15 protein-coding genes and 1 pseudogene are annotated in these 18,887 nt (G+C 38.9%); 7 read left to right on the top strand and 9 right to left on the bottom strand.

Features of this window, described 5'->3' with window-relative positions; genetic code table 11:
* The first annotated feature begins 59 nt into the window (after positions 1 to 59).
* On the top strand, positions 60 to 767 hold the full coding sequence (gene rpe, locus AACU32_RS32245; RefSeq protein ID WP_096605903.1) for a ribulose-phosphate 3-epimerase: 708 nt from the start codon (positions 60 to 62) through the stop codon (positions 765 to 767).
* Positions 768 to 959: 192 nt separating this feature from the next.
* Here the strand turns inward: rpe and hpsJ-A are convergent, their stop codons facing one another.
* From hpsJ-A to AACU32_RS32215, 6 genes are all read right to left on the bottom strand, one after another.
* Positions 960 to 1,685: an HpsJ-like protein, cyanoexosortase A-associated gene (gene hpsJ-A / locus AACU32_RS32240; RefSeq protein WP_339378454.1), complete on the bottom strand. Its 726-nt coding sequence runs from the start codon at positions 1,683 to 1,685 to the stop codon at positions 960 to 962.
* Positions 1,686 to 2,725: 1,040 nt separating this feature from the next.
* Positions 2,726 to 3,562, bottom strand: coding sequence for a PEP-CTERM sorting domain-containing protein (locus tag AACU32_RS32235; protein WP_339378453.1), 837 nt, complete (start codon positions 3,560 to 3,562; stop codon positions 2,726 to 2,728).
* Positions 3,563 to 4,183: 621 nt separating this feature from the next.
* Positions 4,184 to 4,705 carry a hypothetical protein gene (locus AACU32_RS32230; protein WP_096605897.1) on the bottom strand — a complete coding sequence of 174 codons (522 nt, stop codon included), beginning with the start codon at positions 4,703 to 4,705 and terminating at the stop codon, positions 4,184 to 4,186.
* A 105-nt stretch (positions 4,706 to 4,810) separates the two neighbouring features.
* Positions 4,811 to 5,251 (bottom strand): hypothetical protein, encoded by a 441-nt coding sequence (locus AACU32_RS32225; protein ID WP_096605895.1) that lies wholly within the window; start codon positions 5,249 to 5,251, stop codon positions 4,811 to 4,813.
* A 376-nt stretch (positions 5,252 to 5,627) separates the two neighbouring features.
* Positions 5,628 to 5,810: a CsbD family protein gene (locus AACU32_RS32220; protein ID WP_096605893.1), complete on the bottom strand. Its 183-nt coding sequence runs from the start codon at positions 5,808 to 5,810 to the stop codon at positions 5,628 to 5,630.
* A gap of 480 nt (positions 5,811 to 6,290) precedes the next feature.
* Entirely contained in the window at positions 6,291 to 6,761 is a 471-nt protein-coding gene (locus tag AACU32_RS32215; RefSeq protein WP_096605891.1) for a hypothetical protein, read from the bottom strand.
* A gap of 248 nt (positions 6,762 to 7,009) precedes the next feature.
* Here AACU32_RS32215 and uvrB point away from each other — a divergent pair, with 248 nt between their 5' ends.
* From uvrB to AACU32_RS32200, 3 genes are all read left to right on the top strand, one after another.
* Positions 7,010 to 9,007 carry an excinuclease ABC subunit UvrB gene (gene uvrB, locus AACU32_RS32210; RefSeq protein ID WP_096605889.1) on the top strand — a complete coding sequence of 666 codons (1,998 nt, stop codon included), beginning with the start codon at positions 7,010 to 7,012 and terminating at the stop codon, positions 9,005 to 9,007.
* 284 nt (positions 9,008 to 9,291) lie between these two features.
* Entirely contained in the window at positions 9,292 to 9,879 is a 588-nt protein-coding gene (locus AACU32_RS32205; protein WP_096605887.1) for a Uma2 family endonuclease, read from the top strand.
* A 347-nt stretch (positions 9,880 to 10,226) separates the two neighbouring features.
* Positions 10,227 to 10,364 (top strand): hypothetical protein, encoded by a 138-nt coding sequence (locus AACU32_RS32200; RefSeq protein ID WP_339378452.1) that lies wholly within the window; start codon positions 10,227 to 10,229, stop codon positions 10,362 to 10,364.
* 40 nt (positions 10,365 to 10,404) lie between these two features.
* On the opposite strand, the gene AACU32_RS32195 is transcribed toward AACU32_RS32200, so the two are convergent.
* Both AACU32_RS32195 and AACU32_RS32190 read right to left on the bottom strand, forming a co-directional pair.
* A complete protein-coding gene (locus tag AACU32_RS32195) occupies positions 10,405 to 10,605 on the bottom strand; it encodes a hypothetical protein (RefSeq protein ID WP_096605885.1) in 201 nt (66 codons plus the stop codon).
* Entirely contained in the window at positions 10,580 to 11,152 is a 573-nt protein-coding gene (locus tag AACU32_RS32190) for a tetratricopeptide repeat protein (protein ID WP_096605883.1), read from the bottom strand. Before AACU32_RS32190 ends, AACU32_RS32195 begins: the two co-directional genes overlap by 26 nt.
* 243 nt (positions 11,153 to 11,395) lie before the next feature.
* On the opposite strand from AACU32_RS32190, the pseudogene AACU32_RS32185 reads away from it, so the two are divergent.
* From AACU32_RS32185 to AACU32_RS32175, 3 genes and pseudogenes are all read left to right on the top strand, one after another.
* Positions 11,396 to 11,749, top strand: a pseudogene (locus AACU32_RS32185) (ISLre2 family transposase); the annotation flags it as partial.
* A complete protein-coding gene (locus AACU32_RS32180) occupies positions 11,731 to 12,102 on the top strand; it encodes a hypothetical protein (RefSeq protein ID WP_339378742.1) in 372 nt (123 codons plus the stop codon). The pseudogene AACU32_RS32185 and the gene AACU32_RS32180, both read left to right, overlap by 19 nt.
* Before the next feature lie 355 nt (positions 12,103 to 12,457).
* Positions 12,458 to 16,096 carry a GAF domain-containing protein gene (locus AACU32_RS32175; RefSeq protein ID WP_096605878.1) on the top strand — a complete coding sequence of 1,213 codons (3,639 nt, stop codon included), beginning with the start codon at positions 12,458 to 12,460 and terminating at the stop codon, positions 16,094 to 16,096.
* Positions 16,097 to 16,488: 392 nt separating this feature from the next.
* Here AACU32_RS32175 and AACU32_RS32170 read toward each other — a convergent pair whose 3' ends face one another.
* Complete coding sequence (locus AACU32_RS32170) at positions 16,489 to 18,789, bottom strand: xanthine dehydrogenase molybdopterin binding subunit (protein WP_096605876.1); 2,301 nt, start codon at positions 18,787 to 18,789, stop codon at positions 16,489 to 16,491.
* Positions 18,790 to 18,887 lie beyond the last annotated feature (98 nt).

Raw genomic sequence — 18,887 nt, 5'->3', positions numbered from 1 at the left:
GATCGCTAAATATTTTGTTACAATACTTACAGACGAGGATGCTTCAAAACCCACTAGCCATGACCCAAAACCTATCTCAAAAGCCCATTGTTATTGCTCCATCTATCCTATCAGCCGATTTTAGCCGTCTAGGTGACGAAATTCGCGCAGTAGACGCAGCTGGAGCAGATTGGATTCATGTTGATGTAATGGACGGTCGTTTTGTACCTAATATTACGATAGGTCCTCTGGTTGTGGAGGCGATTCGTCCGGTGACAACCAAACCACTTGATGTCCACTTAATGATTGTGGAACCAGAAAAGTATGTAGAGGGCTTTGCGAAAGCGGGTGCTGACATTATCTCCGTACACGCCGAACATAATGCTTCGCCCCACCTACACCGCACTCTGGGACAAATCAAAGAACTTGGTAAAAAAGCAGGAGTTGTACTTAATCCTTCCACACCTTTGGAATTTATTGAGTATGTATTGGAACTCTGCGATTTAATCCTGATTATGAGCGTCAACCCTGGTTTTGGCGGTCAAAGTTTTATTCCCGGTGTAGTACCCAAGATCCAAAAGCTACGTCAAATGTGTGATGAACGCGGACTCGATCCTTGGATTGAAGTCGATGGCGGACTCAAAGCCAATAATACTTGGCAGGTTTTGGAAGCTGGCGCTAATGCGATCGTTGCTGGTTCAGCTGTATTTAACGCTCCAGATTATGCGCAAGCGATTACAGCAATTCGTAACAGCAAGCGTCCAGCGCCGGAATTAGCTAAGGTTTAATCCTTTTTGGATTAAATATTCGGTCAAAAATGAAAGTAGGCTGAACAATGTTCATCCTACTTTTTTTGCTCGTAATTTTGCACTTGATGGTCTATCTCATTAATTTTGAGGAGTTTGTATTCATCTATTCAGTGCTTCTCAATCCACTGAATAAATTCCTGAATACGAACTTATGCAGTATTTTCTCAGCTTTTATCTACTAATTCTTGCCCATTGGGTTGCTTTCCAAAAACTGAAAAATAAAGCTGCTGAAACCAGAGCACCAAGATTCCATTTCACAGAATTCTTGACTAAGTTTAGACGCTGAGAAGATTCAGTAGCCTGTGCTTGGTTCTTAATTTGTGATTTAGCTTTAGTAACTTCTGTCAAAATTTGATTTTTTACTTCATCAGGACTTTTACCATCTAATGAGCGCCCTTGTCCCTTTAAAAAATTACCTATTTGTTCTGGTGTAGCTTTGCTTAGCTGCTGTTCTACCTGTTCTGCTTGGGTTAGTTGTTGTTTGGATATATTGGTAATCTGCGCTGCACTTTGTTTACTGAGACGAACAGTGTTACCAATTCCTAAAGGTATGAGTAATAAAAAGATGACGGCTAACAATAAAGTTAACCAAGATATCAGCTTCAGACTCAGGAATTCCCATTTGCTTCGGGAATACAGTTCTCCATAAAATATCAGCGCTAAACCGATTAAAGGTACTGGTACTCGTTCCACAAGTGCGCCAAAAGTTTGAAATTCCCAAGCAGGATTCATAAAGTTTGGTGGAACGAACATCTCAACAACATCGAACAAAGCCAATATTAGTAAGCCGTAGCCCAGTATTCGCAAAATCTTCGTTGAGCCTGTTTGGCTGAAAGCAAACTCTTGTAACTCTTGTACTAAAGCGGGAATGAATTTATCACTACTTGATTTAGTCATGTTCCTTATACAGTAAAAAAGAAAGATCCCAAATGAGGAGAATCTAAGGTTTTTTTATTCAGGTTTTGCCACTATTAATTCCCATAACACCTTTGAGTTAGAGAAATTGGCAATATACCTTTTACTTGCAACCATTGTCTAGTTCTTACCTCTATCTGCTCCTAGCTCTAGCTAGGAGAAAAAGCATTATCGTCTGTCTTTTGGTGTGAGGCTATGCATATGTGGTCTTTACACAACGCAACATTATAAGATTCGCGTTGAGACTGTTCTGGTTTTGGCTTCTTGATAGTTGTCGTCAAAAAAACTTTCACTAAAACAAAGAGGACGCTACCTAAAGTTATAGCCAAAAACACTATTCGCAGTTGTTTCCACAGAGTCATCACCTTTAAAACTCCGCAACATCATCAATTTGTTCATTCCTGCTCTTGTAGCAGGAACAGGTAGTATGACACCAAAATCAGCACTGCGTAGGCGTAGCCCGTCGTAGACATCGCCACTAAGGAAAAGTATAAAAGCTAATGACAGTTTTTACTCATCAATAAAAGTTTTACCGTCTCAAACCCCTGACAAACCATCATTCTGTTTCTTGAGGATACAGCCATCGATCACAATCAGTGAAGTATTTCATCTTTGTTTTATCTTAGCTGTAGTAATTATTTTACGTATTTATCCTGAAGAATACGTAGCTATTATTACGTAGTTTTGTATTTTTAATCAAGAATTTTGCTTTATCTTAATACAATCTTTAATTTCATTTGTTTTTGGAAATTAACTTTATGTAGTGTCTAAAGTCAGTTTACATAAGGTTTACATCGAAAAAAAAAGATGCTTTTTAGATAAATTTTACATAAAATTATCTAAACTTTGCATAAAATTGTCTAAAACGCAGTTAAAAAGTATGTTTTTATACTAGCAATTTGCTAGTATTAATCACTGTGCTGAAAAAAATGCATGGGTGGGAATATTAGATACACAAATATTTAATTTATACATAAATACTTAAATTCCCAAAACCCATCACATACTTGATTTAAATGCAACTATGTATTAGTTGTAGCTTTTTGTTGCTGCTTTTGTTTGCGACGCAAAGCCACACCAAAAGCGCCCGCTGTCAATGTACCAAAAATAGTCAAAGGTTCCGGGACAGAGTTGGAGGGTTCCACTACTGGAGCCTGAGTAACTTTAATGATGCTAGATTTAATTCCCTGTTTAAAGTCATAATAGTTGTCGTTAGGGTCTACATCATCAAGTTGGTAAACAACTTCTTGGGTATTCACAAGGCTGGTATAAAAGTTATCAAGATTTGATTTATCAGTGACATGGAACCAGCCTGTATCCAAAGTATTACTGCGGAAACCACCACCGCTCACACCAGCAGCAGCTTCATTTCCTAGAGCATCCGTATTTTGAGTAATTACACTGCCCCAGTTACCAAAGTTAATGTTATTTACCAGCAGTGTATTGTCATTATGATCAAAGTTGCCTACCCCTGTGTCACCATCAAAAAGGGTAAAACGAACAGCCAGTTCTTTAATACCACCCCCAAGTGCATCTATGATTGTCGAGGTAAAACCGCTTTGGATACCGATAGTCCCAGGATTACCTTCATAATCAGCTGGCTTACCATTATTGAAACGGCCTTTGAATAACTTATTGCTTCCCAATTGGCTAGTTACCCGTGAATTGTTCTGACCAATAAGATCCAAAACAATTCCACCTACTGGAGTGATTTCAGTGGGTAAAACTCCTTTAGCTGTAGGCGAGGTACTCGTTAAACTTGCAGCCTGCGCTGACTCTGCTGCTGAGAAAGTTGCCAAACTGAGAACAGTTACTGTTGCTACTTTCCACAATTTTTTTCTGATTTTAAATCTAGTCATTGCACTTCTGCTCATTACTAATAATCAAGTTGGATGCTCAATGTACCCACGGTAAAATTTGCTAGTACCGCAAAACACTTTGCACAAGTAATCGATTAGCTGGCGACAGTCAGAGGATGTATTAAAAATCTTCTTGTCGGTAGCAAAATCTTCTATATCCCCTTGTCCAAGGGAACTTTGATTCTGATCTATTTCCAAAGGATGCTAGGAATCAATAAGTACAAAAATACAGCCAAGCACTTTTCAAACAACCTCTAAAGAAGGCTCTTCGATTGGTACACAATTTTTCAACAGTCAAACCAAACTTCTACATCTCAGCAGTAATCAGTAATTTTTAATATAAAGAACTCAGTAAAATCAACTAATTAGCCCGAAGTTCATGAAAACTTTAGGGTAATTTTTTTGCAAAAAATATTACAAGCCTTAATCTGTAAAGATTAAGAACTGGTTAATTTAAAAAATTGGATATAAAATTTACATAAATTTAGAGGAATTTATCCAGAAATTTACTATTTCCGGAGTAAATTTTTTACATAAACTTGCCTATATATCAAAAATCAAGGTGAGTATTACTCACCTTGATTTTAAGTATTAATAGATACGCAAATCAAAACCCAGTATTTACTTGTGTCTGCCTAACCACTTAGCTGCGGCGATACCAATAATACCTGCAACTACAGGATTGCTGAGAAATTTAATAATACCTGGTTGCTCAGCCAACACCTCACGGAAAATATCCGGGTGGTTGTGATAGACGAAGGAAGCTAGTTTGCTGACATCATCAGCACTCATGCGACTGGCGTGATGAGTGGAAAGACCTAGTTGTTGCTCTAGATGACGTTCATCTAGTCCTCTTTCCTTGAGGTTTTTGAAAAAGGCGCGTGCGACATCATCCCGTTCATTGGGTTTGATTTGGGCGATCGCCTGTTGTAATTCCGGTTCCATTTGGCTGGGGGGAATTTTCTCTGGATGTAAAGACCGACTAAATAATTGACGACGCTGATCTGTTGTGGTGCGTTGAGCAAAATCGTCAAAGTTTTCGTATTGGGTGCTTGAATCTGTCGTTACATCATCTAAAGATTCGACATTTCCCTGTGCCAAATCTTTCATAATTTCACGCTTGTATTGTTCGCTGCTTGTCACTTTGGTTCTCTCCTTTTTCAGGTTTATTTTTTAATCACCTGATATCCTGGGAATTTTCATCATCCACAGAGATAAATCTGGGGGATTGGATTGCTAACTCAGTAATTAGCTGTACTGAACTTGCCTACTTTGAGTGTCGTACTTAGCAGTTAAAATCAGTTTTTTGTCGGGAGCATAAACTAAAACTGTTAGGTCTTGATTGGGGAAATTCTTGCGAAATCCTTGTACTAAGGATTGTGTTAAAGGTCGCACTTCATTAGGACGCACCTGTTGGGAAATTACAACGCCTAATTTGTTGTTATCACGTACATAGGCATCTTTAATTAACCCTTTAGATGTTTGCACAACCCAGTTACCAAAATTTTGTCCGGAGGAAGTATTACCCCGTTCTAATTCTGTATAGGTTACATCTCGACCAATTGCTGGAGTGCTGGTTGTGCGGTCAAGTTGGGCAACGTTGCTACCACCGCAGGCAGTGGTGATTGTCAGAATCAAAATCAAGATGCCAGCCATCAAGATTCTCCGACTCTGCTGAAGCAGAATCATTTTTACACCTCCTAAAAAACAGAGAATAATAATTAAATAGCTTCTCAAGGCGAGCTATTTTAATTTATATTTTTATATCTATATTTATAAATATTTTTACTGCAATTTTTCAAAAAAAATGCTACAGAAGGGCTACAATACCTCTACTATTCCTCTGAAGATAGAGGGAATAATAGAGGTATAAACTGATTAAACTTCTTGGGGGAGTGGGGAAAGGCTAAGGGGTACGGGATAAAGGGGAAGAGGCTAAGAAAAACCCTTTCCCTTTAACCTTTTTCCTTTCCCCAAGAGGTCTATTGTTTATCCGCCGCTATTTTTGCAGAAGTAGTTCGCATCTAGGTCAGTTTTCTAGAACTTCTGCAAAAATATATTGGCTTTAGTCAAGTTTTTTCTTGACGTTGTCTTTCACGTCTTCTATGCCATGACGGACTTCACTTTCAGCTTGTTTTGCTTTACCTTTAGCTTTATCTTCTGGATCACCAGTAACGTTACCTAAAGCTTCTTGAGCTTTACCTTCAATATTTTTAGCTGCGGCTTTTGCGCGATCTTCTATACTCATTTTGTACTCCTTCATTTAATAGAGATTTTGTTGCAAAGTTATGTTGTAACTTTGAACTTTTTCTGATTACTTTTACACAGTAGCTTAAAGTTTTCTCCATAGACTTCTGCCACAAGATATATTAACTATCTATGCTAAGAGACAGATAAGATAGCAGTTTTAAATCATTCTAGGACTAAAGCTGCGTATCATATTTTTTCAGTCAAAACCGTCCTGAGCGGAGCCGGAGACGCTCCGCCTCCGGTCAAGAGTCAAATGTCCAAAAAACCTTGACAATTGACTATTGACCATTGACTATTGACCAGAATATATGTGCCAGTTGCGTAAGTCCTGATATTTGACCAACAAAATTATTCTTCACTAAATTTTAGAAATAAAATTATTAGGTATTCGCTATTTTTTTTGATAAATACTTGATATAAATAACCCGCCTTCTGTATAGAGGACGGGTTGATAAAGTTATGAAAATGATTCTTATATTTAATCTAGAAAACCCATCAGGTTTTCAGAATTATCAATCTCATTTGATGCTATTGGACGGTTGCCGAATATTGAATAGCTTTCAGAAATTACCAACGAACTTGAGCTAACTGGGCGAATACCAGAGAGATTGATGCTTTCAACAACTTGGAATGTGTTCGCACCAATTGGGCGAATACCCATTGCGTTATAAGTTTCAACGACTTCTAATGCACTTGTGCTAACAGGACGCACCCCAGCAATTGAGAGTTTTTCAGCCACTTCTAAGTCGCTAGCGCCTATGGGACGTATTCCAGAGATCGCCAGTGTTCCTTGATTTTCTTTCTGCACTGGCTGTTCTTTACCTTGTTCGACTTTATCTGTATTCAAGCTATTACCCTGATTGTTTTCAACTTCCACTGTACTTTCTCCTTTGAGCTTGGCTCCCCTTTGGCGGGGACTGACAGCTTTGCCAGTGCTACTGATGCTCATGACTTAACTCCTCCGATATGTTAACTGGTTTTTACAATAATTAAACTGACGTGAATTTTTATCTATATATGAGAGTTTAACCTTAAAAAACCTGACATAGATATAATTATCTTCAAGATCTACACATAAGTAAATGCAATACGTAAAATTTTCTAAATAAAGATTGCTATTTATGCATTTGACTCATTTGGTGCCACGAGTTGATGTCAGATCGCTACTATGGGAGAGGGTATTTCTGGCACAACTGTATGACAGAATTTGGTCTGCAAGCTCCCTTTAGTCCAACAGGCGATCAACCACAAGCGATCGCCCAACTAGTAGCCAGTATTCAAGCTGGGAATCGTTACCAAACTTTACTGGGTGCTACGGGAACCGGTAAGACATTTTCAGTAGCAGCGGTAATTGAGAAAGTTGGTAAACCTACCTTGGTACTGGCTCATAATAAAACTCTGGCGGCACAGCTTTGTAATGAGTTGCGGGAGTTCTTTCCCCATAACGCTGTTGAATATTTCGTGAGTTATTACGACTATTATCAGCCAGAAGCGTATATTCCTGTGACGGATACTTATATTGAGAAAACAGCGGCGATTAATGATGAAATAGATATGTTGCGCCATTCAGCGACGCGATCGCTTTTTGAACGTCGTGATGTGATTGTCGTTGCTTCCATCAGCTGTATCTACGGTTTAGGGATTCCCTCAGAATATCTCAAAGCTGCCATCCCCCTAAAGATAGGTATGGAAGTAAATCAACGCCAAATTTTGCGCGAACTAGCATCTGTGCAGTATAGCCGCAACGATTTAGAAATGGGTCGGGGAAAATTTCGCGTCCGGGGGGATGTGTTAGAAATTGGCCCCGCCTACGAAGATAGAATTATTCGGGTAGAATTTTTTGGGGATGAAATTGACGCGATTCGCTATATTGACCCAGTGACAGGTGAAATTATTAATAGCCTACAAGGGGTAAATATCTATCCAGCGCGTCACTTTGTCACCCCAGAAGAACGCTTAGAAGTAGCTTGTGATGATATTGCAGCTGAATTAAAACAACAAAAAGCCGACTTAGAAGCGGCGGGGAAATTATTAGAAGCGCAACGGATAGATCAGCGTACAAGATATGACTTAGAAATGTTGCGCGAAGTTGGTTACTGTAACGGCGTAGAAAACTATTCGCGCCACCTCGCAGGAAGAAAAGCCGGGGAACCACCAGAATGTTTAATTGATTATTTTCCCAAAGATTGGCTGTTGGTGATTGATGAATCTCACGTTACTGTACCGCAAATTCGCGGTATGTATAACGGTGACCAAGCAAGGAAGAAAGTGTTAATTGAACATGGATTTAGACTTCCCAGCGCGGCTGATAACCGTCCTTTAAAAGCTGAGGAATTTTGGGAGAAAGTAAATCAGTGTATTTTTGTTTCTGCTACTCCAGGAAATTGGGAATTAGAAATTTCTGAAAATCATATAGTTGAGCAAGTAATTCGCCCAACCGGGGTAATCGATCCAGAAATTTCGGTGCGTCCAACAGAAGGACAAATTGATGATTTATTAGGAGAAATAAAAGACCGAGTTGACCGCCAAGAAAGAGTTTTAATTACGACATTAACTAAGCGCATGGCGGAAGATTTAACAGAATATCTGGAAGATCACGGCATTCGCGTGCGCTATTTGCATTCAGAGATTAATTCCATTGAACGCATTGAAATTTTGCAAGATTTACGTGCAGGTAAATTTGATGTATTAGTGGGAGTCAACTTACTGCGGGAAGGTTTGGATTTACCAGAAGTTTCCCTAGTCGCAATTATGGACGCAGATAAAGAAGGATTCCTACGCGCCGAACGTTCCTTAATTCAAACTATTGGGAGAGCCGCCCGACATATCCAAGGACAAGCAATCATGTATGCTGATAATCTCACAGATAGCATGATTAAAGCCATTGATGAAACCGACAGAAGGCGAGGAATTCAAATGGCGTATAACAAAATGCATGGAATTACGCCGCAATCGATTGTTAAGAAATCAAGTAATGCGATTTTGTCCTTTTTAGACATTTCCCGACGGTTAAATGCAACAGACTTGAAAGTTGTAGATGAACATATAGATGAACTACCTCTAGAAGACATTCCCGACTTGATTGTGAAACTCGAAGCGCAGATGAAAGAAGCCGCCAAGCAACTAGAATTTGAAGAAGCGGCAAAATTCCGCGATCGCATTAAGCACCTGCGGGATAAAATGCTCGGACGTTAGTATTTAGGCGATTTCTGAAAAATAATCTCCCCGCCCAGTGTTGGCTTCTCTGCGAGACGCTACGCGAACGACTTCCAATAGCCAACACCGCACCCTGAGCGAAGTCGAAGGGTGCGGTGTCGTTGGCGCAGCCTCTCCGTTCGCGCAGCGTCCCGTAGGGAAGGAGAAGGGCACAATCACGATTGGTAGAATATTTTCTAGAAATCTCCTGAGTCAGGATAGCAATTAAGAGAACGCTCTTTTTTCGCTATCCTATAACAGTAAATCATTTCCCGATCGCGCCGATGGTTGCTTTACCCGATCGCATTTTGATGAGTGCAGAAGCATATCTCGTTTGGGAACCCACCCAAGAACAACGCTATGAGTATTGGGATGGGGAAGTGGTGGCGATGAGTGGTGGTACACGCAACCATAATCGGATTTCTTTCAATTTCTCGAAGCTTTTAGATGATGCTTTAGGCGATCGCACTTGTGAAGTATACATTGTAGATGTCAAGGTGCAGGTTGAACCGGGGCAAAAGTATTTTTATCCCGATGTGGTGGTAACTTGCGACGAACGCGATACCGATCCGCAATTGGTGCAATTTCCCTGCTTAATTATCGAAGTGCTATCACCTTCAACAGAAGCAGCCGATCGGGGGAAAAAGTTTGCCAAATATCGCCAGTCTCCCACCTTGCAAGAATATGTTTTAGTCCAAGTAGCGCAACCGGTTGTGGAAGTATTTCGGCGCAACGAACAGGGTAAATGGGTGCTGTCGGAGTATAATTTGGATGAGAAATTGCGGCTGGAATCGGTAAATGTAGAAATAGCGATCGCTGATTTGTATCGCCAAGTGCAGTTTGAACCTGAAACAAGCGATAATTCGGTTTAGGTATCACCAAAAGTTTTCTGTAAAAGGCGATCGCATTCAGCATCTGTAGGATTTATTAGGACATTAGCTGAGTCTGATACTTGTCAACGAGGCTTTTAGCTTCATTAACGAGGCTTTTAACTCCATTAACGAGGCTTTTAACTTCATTAATGAGGCTTTTAGCTCCGTTAACCAGGCTTTTAGCTCCATTAACGAATATCCAATGTTAACTGTGGATACAAACTTGTCATTGCGAGTGGAACGAAGCAATCCCAACCCTTGCGATTGCTTCCCTTCGGTCGCAATGACGATTACTTAAATGGATATGATATGAAGCGATCGCAATCACCGTAAATATTTTTGCGCCTGTGTGCGGCTCACAGTGGGAAAATCTGCGAGAAATTCATCCAGGCGATCGCATTTCCCCTAATAAGCTTGAGTTAAAGTTTATTCGTGCGGCTTTAGATCCCCGACTTCTTCAAGAAGTCGGGGATCTGGATACCTGAATGTTTAACGTTCATCCTGAGAAACTGCATCGATAACAGGCTAAACCTGACTACGATCAAACACCCAGCCATCGCCAACAATCTCCTCTAGGCGTTGATTGAGTCGGGGGAGGAAATATTCTGGATCATTTAGCCTTTGCTGGACAAACCAATTATCAAAGGCTTCTCGTGTCTCAATTCCTTGTCTACCCGCCGCACCTGCTATCATCTTCCAACTACTCTCTTGCTTTACCTTGGACATCACCAATCTGCTCAATTATTTCCAAGGATTGCGGCCAAAGTGTGATCGCTCTTGGGATGTCCCCTTGTTGGGCGATTACCCCTGCCATATTACTGAGGGTAGCAGCTTTGCCTTGGACATCACCAATCTGCTCAATTATTTCCAAGGATTGCTGCCAAAGTGCGATCGCTCTTGGGATGTCCCCTTGTTGGGCGATTACCCCTGCCATGTTGTTGAGGGTGGTGGCTTTGCCTTTGACATCACCAATCTGCTCAATTATTTCCAAGGATTGCTGCCAAAGTGCGATCGCTCTTGGGATGTCCCCTTGTTGGGCGATTACCCCTGCCATGTTGTTGAGGGTGGTGGCTTTGCCTTTGACATCACCAATCTGCTCAATTATTTCCAAGGATTGCTGCCAAAGTGCGATCGCTCTTGGGATGTCCCCTTGTTGGGCGATTACCCCTGCCATGTTGTTGAGGGTGGTGGTTTTGCCTTTGACATCACCAATCTGCTCAATTATTTCCAAGGATTGCGGCCAAAGTGCGATCGCTCTTGGGATGGGGAGCAACGTGATTTGGTGAGGTCGGATAAAAAACGTGCGTTCACGCAGTGTGCCGTAGGTATCGCTAAAAACTCATTTCGGTATAAATAGGATATTTATTACAGCTAATTACGTATTAATACTAATTAAAATTGGCTGATAATTTTAGAATATGAAGATGAGTTGTTTTTTTGGGACAAAAAAAAGGTAGGATTCCCGAATAGTAAAGGTTTTGATATCTGACATCAAAACAGGGAATGCCTACACTGAATGAAAAATAACATATATTCTACCTGGGATTTAAGCAAATCATTGTTACATTTTCAAGAAAAAGTTACCAAACTTTTAGAATCAACAAATATATCAGAATTTGATGGAATACTTTTAAAACTATGTGAGAAAGAAATTAGGGAATCTGCATTAATTTTAGCAGGAGAATGTATTGCTTTATTGCTTAATAATCTGTCTAAATCTCAAGAATTTTTAGATAAAGCAATGCACCAAACACAGGGATGGTGGCATAATAAAACACAAAAACATGGTTGTAAAAAGCGACGAATATTAACAATTGGCAATGTCGAAGTAACTCTAAAAATGAAGATATCATGCAAGAACAATCTTCAGATAGAGATTATAACGACATTATCTTTACAGTCAAAGGTGCAACTACAACAGTACCATCTCTGGGGAAATTAATGGTTCCCACCAAAGAATGGCGGCATACAGAATTAGGCAAAATATTAATTAATAATGCTTTAACTGTGGCTAACTTTGACACAGAAGCGCCTAAAGTTACAGCAAACTTAATTAAAGATACAGGTTCTGCGATCGCCAGCCTTAGCTATCATTTCCATGATGCTAATGAAATCCCTGTCACTATTAATAGTGATAGAGTATTTGATCAAGAATTAGCGGATATGCAATGCGATCGCCAAATTAACCTGGAGGGTGGTTGTAAACCGATAGAGCATACTTGAGCATAAATCCAGAGAGTAATGCTAGATAGGGTAAAAGCAAACACACCACACAATAAAGGTGGAAAAGCTGTTAATGCAACTTTGCTAGCAACCTGATTTCCGCCAAAGAGGATACAGAGGCCAAGGGCAATTAAAATTGCGATCGCTGGCATGGGAGACTTATCGTTGGCGGGTAGTTCATCTGGCATGATAACACTCTGTTTATATATGTAGATATACTCACAAGTTCCTCACATTTTTTTTCTAAATTGAATGTAAATTCATAAAAGATGCTCAGGTGGATGGTGAATATTCACTTGCAAGTTTTCATGCTTGAGCAGTGGTAATTGAATGTGAAATAAAGGTGAAAATTATTATGGATAATATCAAAGTTTTGTTTCTAAATCAGTCTAATGCTAGCGATCCATTTAGCCCAGAGCGTGACAATGTTTTGGCCTATATACGATCTAAATTCTCATTACAAGAATCAGATTCCATAAAAGATGCTCAAGCACAACTAGCAGAAATTGACATTTTGATTATGTGGGTTGATCTAAAGAGGTCTGGAAATTGGGAAAAACTAGATATTTTTATGAAAGAACAAGATATATCTTATGTAGGATTTATTATTATTTTTGGCTTTGGCGGGGATGAGTTACTTACTAAAGTGCATGAAGCATTATTGCAGAAAAAACGCACTTTTGTATGCCCCATTAATCTATGTGCAATTGAAGCATCTATTAACGCCTTGGCAGAGGAGATGAAGTATAAAAAATCTCTGGAAAATTTCAAAAGTGAGCTATTTAAAGCAGATAGTTTAAATTCTATAGTAGACAAAGCACTTAAGCAATTAAAAACGCATAAATTGGTTGGATATGAAAGAGCCACTATATCCTTAGTTGATAGAAATACTGAAACTTTGGCAAGATATTTATTGAAGTTTGACTCAGAACCAAAAAATAATCAGCCAAAGCGGAGACTTCAGAAAGATATCAGACCTGACAAAATTCTTTTGATTTTCTTATGGCAACTTTATTTAATAGACAGTAGCAAACGGAATATCGCTACACAGTTTACACTATGGTTTATAAAATTTGTATGTATAATAGCTGGCGATAAGCTAATCATGAGAGTTGATAAAGAAACAGTATTTATCATACAAAATCTTGAAGATAAGCGTAAAGATAAATCAGGCAGACAATTAGCTGATTTGGGTTGGGATGAGGACGAAACTACAACAAAAGATATCAAATCTTGGATTGGATTAGCTGCAAAACATCAAAATCAGACTGTAGCAATTATTACTCTTGATTATACAACTGAAGACAAGTATCAAGAAAACAATCATAAACTTGTAGATTTTTTGAGAGATTTTGGTGAAATTTTTGCAAATGCTATCATAGACTTCTTCTCGCAAAGAAATAAAAGAGTAATCAAAAGTATTTTCAGTGAAATGGGAAATCATTTAGAAAGTAAAGAACTGGTAAGAACAATACTCACAAAATTGAAAAATGAACTTGGCTGTGATAACTGCACCTATTTTTTAGTTTCATCTGATCCTGACTCTAATCCTGATAAGGAAGAAGTCTTTCTCGAAGAATGGACTTCAGCCAAAGACGATCCTCATAAACCAGTAGAAAAAAGTAACCACAAATTTAAAAAAGGTGTGGGGATTGTAGGTACTGTTTTAGAAAGTGGTCAAAGTAGAATTGTACCTCATGCAATTGAAGATAATAAATTTATTCCGTCTTTGAGGCATCCAGGCGATAATCTTTCTTTATTAGCAGTACCTGTAATACCAATATTTAACGAAAACTCAGTGGAAACTAATCGGATCATTGGTGTTATTTCCTGTTATAAGGAAAAACAGATGGATTATTTTACAGTTTACGATCGAGATTTAGTTAAAGATATTGCGCTCAGTGTCGCTACTGTCATTGAACGCACAATAACTTTAGAATTCTTAAATGATATCAGTTCAAAAATGGCTGAACTTGTTCTTAATCCAGACAAGAAACAACTGCTTGAGCAAATTTGTCAACACGCATTGAAAATGACAAGTGCAGGGTCAGCTAGTATTCATCTTCTCGAGTATTTAGATGGAAAATATAGAGCTATAGAATCTCCTCAATATACTTATCCTCCTGGTAAAAAAGAATTACCTCCTCGTTTAGATGGTACAGGCACTACTGATTTAGTAATAGTAGATAAGGAAATTAAAGAGTTCTCAGAAAAGCTTGGAAATTCTGATCGTATTAGGGATAAAGGCGTTAAAAGTAAGATTGTAGTCCCTCTGATCATCACTAAAGATAATCAGCAATCTCTTATCGGAGCTTTATATTTAAATAAATATTCAGAGGAGCCATTTTCTAAAGTTGAAAAGTTTGCGCTGGAGTTGTTTGCAAAACAAGCAGCTAGCATTATTAATGATCAAAATACTTTATCGGAAAAACAATTTAGAGCTGATGCTCACCAAAAATTTAGTAGTGCTATTGCAGAAATAGCCGATAAAGATGATATAGGCTTATTATTGCGAGACGTGGCAAGATATTCATGTGAACTTTCAAAGGCAAAATTCAGTTTTGTAGATATGTATAATCATGAAGATAAGCCTGAGGTCAAAGCTGCGTGGCCTGAGTATAGATTGATAGACGTAAAGAACAAGTCTTGTGAAGATGACAAGATAGGGATTATAGGTCTTGCTAAAAAAGATAAAAAACCATATCGTATTGATGATATTAATGAGGAAAAAAAGAAAAATAGTGAAAAGTGGCAACAGTATATTGAGTATGATAAAGAAACTATTTCAGAATTAGCTGTGCCTATTATAGACCAGAAAAATCACAAAGTAATTGGCATGATTAATCTTGAGCATAGTAAACCTTATGCTTTCACTAGACTACATCAAGAAGTTATCGAACATTTTGCAGCACAAGTCGCCATTGCATATCAAAAGAAAAAACTGATTGATTTTATTAACAATAATAATGGGATGTTGACTAGTCTACATCAATCCTTACCTAACATCATGTCAGAGACACCTCAAAATATGTTGTATAAAGCAGTGTCAGCGACTCGTGAATTATTAGAAGCAGACGAAGTTATTGTTATTCCATTTAAAGATAAAAAAAATCTTCTTTTAAATCAGAATCCAATTGTTTTGAAGGATGAAATTGTTCCTCAAAAAGCTGATAATATCATACAGATTCTAGAAGAAACTTCTCAAAAAGTTTATTGCGATCGGAAAGATAATCAGCTAAAGAATTTTTATTTTGGAGGGCTAAAAATATCTTATGGATTATGCCTACCTTTCTCTGCTGGATTAAAAAAAATTGGAGTGATGTGGATACTTTTCTCCAAATCAATAGATGTATTACAGTTAGAAAAAAATAAGGATGTATATAAAGCTTATGCCAATCAAATTGCTTTAGCTTATGAAAATGCCAAGCGATTTGAAGAGTTAAAAAATAAGGAAGCTGAAGATTTATCTAAAGAAATTAAAACCTATTCTAATGATGTAAGAAATGAGGCGAAAACTTGGTTTTTGGCTTCACTCATTTCTGCAAGCCTTGGTTTTGTTTTTATTTGTTTTGGTGTCTATTTATTATATATTGGTGTCAATGCAAACCCGTATTTAGTTAACGACTCTAAAAATACTATAAATACAGAGTTAACAATTGATAACAAAAAACCTGCAACTGGAGAAAATCTTCTAAATCATCTAAATAAAGGAGGTATTGCTTCTACTATAGCAGGTATTATATTAGAAGCCGTTACTGTACTCTTCTTTAAGAGTATGAAGGAATCAAACAAGCGATTAGATCGATATCATGAAGAACGTGTTGATATTGGTAAACTAAGTATTCTACTTGCTGCTACAGGACAAATTGCTCCAGATATGATACTTGCAGAAAAGCAAAAAATTATTCAGCTTACTGCTAATAAGTGGTTAAAATCAACTAATGAAGTAAAAAATACAGACAAAGTTGATGAATTTAACAACACGGGTAGATAGGTGATTATTATAAATAAAAGTGGAGATATTTTTAGTTGGGGTCGCTCATATTATGTGGCAATCCCAATTGAGTTATGAGAAAACACGTAGAGTTTAAATCAAAACTAAGAGTTATATTTTATTCAGCCTTGGCGATTAGAAATCGCAGCTATACAGACAAAACCCGCCTGCGCGGGTTATTGTATTAAGTCCCCGCACCATCTCGACTTTATTTGTGTAGTAGCGAATTATATTCGCGTAATTAGTTCTCAATTTCTTATAAACGATTTAGGATTGCTATAGATGAGTTCGATACTAGGTAAGTAAATGTCTTTTTCACTTACATTCTTAACTGCTTCTGCCATCAGAATAATTTACTATCGATTTTCGCAGTGAATACTTCATACTGATGCTTATAGCTTAAGATTACCAATAATAGACTTAGCCATTTCTTTCAATTCATCTGCATATAACTCACACAAAACCCTTTCAGGTGTAAGTGGAGATGTAAAGGCTAATTCTCCCTGATAATGAAACGCTTGCATCGCTTGACGTATCGCAAAAAATACTCCAACCCCATACATTAACGGCGGTTCTCCTATGGCTTTAGAACCATAGGGTGCAGGAGAGTTATCAGCATTCTCTAAAAATTTAATCTCTATTTGCTTTGGTACAAAGTAAATATCAGGAACTTTATAATTTGCCAGATTATTAGATAGTAATTGCCCCTTTTCATTAAACTGTAAATCTTCAATTGTCATCCAACCCAAACCCTGAGCAAGTCCGCCTTCTACTTGCCCAATGTCAACCAGCTTATTTACCGATCGCCCTAAATCATGTACTATCTTCACCGCATCTATCTGATAAATTCCCCGCAAACAATCTAGTGTCACCTCAACAATTGCTGTACCGCAGACATGGTAAGCAAAGGGGTGTCCTTTTTCTGTGATGCGCTCAAATTCCAGCCCAGGAGTGGCGTAAAATCCATGAGCAGAAATATTCTTGCGAGATAGATAAGCTGTTGTTACCAACTTCTCCCAAGTTAAGTCTGTGGGTTCTCCAGCGTACAGGACTTGTTCATGGGCGATCGCTATTTTATCAACTTCATCTACTCCCAGTTCTTTTGCTGCTACTAATTTCAATCTGTCTAAAATTTGACCAATAGCCGCCAAGGTTGCATTCCCATTTAAATCAGCAGTCACACTAGCAGCGCTGGCAGACATATTCGCAATTCTTGTTGTGTTAGTGGTTTCTATATTAATGCGGTTTTCATCAATACCAAGCGCTTTCACTGCGATTTCGGCAAGCTTGGTACTCAATCCTTGCCCCATCTCTACCCCACCTGTGGAGATGCTGACATTACCATCTGTATAAATCTCAACTAAGGCACTGGCTTGATTGAGAAAAGTCTGGGCAAAGGAAATACCAAAACACACAGGCATGATTGCATAGCCCTTTTTTGTATCAAAATGACTGGCGTTGAATTGGGCAATACTATTTCTGATTTCTGATAACTTATAGGTTGTTTCTGCTTCCTGCCAACACAAGCGGACATTATTCGTGGCTAACTCTTGACCATAGGGTAAGATATCACCTTGCTGCAACAAATTTTTCGCTTGAATCTCCTCACGGGGGATCGCTAAAGTTTCTGCTACCTTTGCGATCGCACTTTCAATGACAAACATCCCCTGCGGCCCGCCAAAACCCCGCAAAGCAGTACTTGGAGGCAAATTAGTCCGACAGGAAGCACCAAAAATCCTGACGTTGGGGATAAAGTAAGCGTTTGTACTGTGAAACAAAGTTCTTTCTAATACTGCTGGTGATAAATCCGCATAAGCCCCAGCATTTTGATAGTGCTTAACTTCATAGGCGAGAATCTTACCTAGGTTTGTCACGCCAATTTTGAAGTCTGAAGAATAGGGGTGGCGTTTCCCAGTCATTTTCAAGTCGTCTAAACGTGACAACACCAACTCTACTGGCTTTTGTAGATGCCAAGCAGCCAGCGCAGCCATACACGCCCAAGGTGTCGCCTGTTCTTCCTTCCCGCCAAAAGCACCACCCAGACGCTTAACATCCACTTCTACGGCGTGGCAGGGTAAGCCTAAAATTTGGGCAATGGTTTTTTGCGTACCGTGGGGATTTTGGGTGGATGAGTAGACACGCATCGCCTTACCTTCTAGAGGAATAGCACGCGATCGCTGAGTTTCTAAGTATAAATGCTCTTGTCCGCCAATTTCGCACGTCCCCTCGACAACCAAATCACACTGTTCCCAGCTACTATCCACGTTCCCCAAAACAAAGGTTCTGGGCTTACCAATTATTTGTCCTTTGGCAAATGCTTCTCGTGGTTCAAGAATAAGGGGAAGTTCTTCTATATCAATAGTGATGTGTTTCGCAGCTTTTTGGGCGATTTGCTGAGTTTTCGCCACTACCACAGCTACAGGTTGCCCTACATACTGCACTTCATTAATAGCCAGCAAGGGTTGATCGGCAATGATTGTACCCCATTGATTGCATCCAGGGATATCAGCTGCGGTGAAAACTGCGATCGCCCCATCCACAGTCAGCGCTGCTTGCGTGTCTAAGGCTAAGATTTTTCCATGTGCGACTGGGGAAGCAAACACAGTCGCATACAGCATTTGGGCTGGTGGAGGTATATCATCTACGAATTGTGATTCCCCTCGGACGTGGTAAACAGCATCAATTCGTTGCATACAAATCTCTCACTTTTCTCTATCGGCTATTCACACCAGGTTTTTGCACAACATTGATAGTCAATCATTCACAAATGCCAGATTGACTAACTTGATGA

This window comes from Calothrix sp. NIES-2100 (assembly GCF_963875285.1).
GTDB lineage: Bacteria > Cyanobacteriota > Cyanobacteriia > Cyanobacteriales > Nostocaceae > Aulosira.
This window is presented reverse-complemented; position numbering and strand designations above follow the sequence as displayed.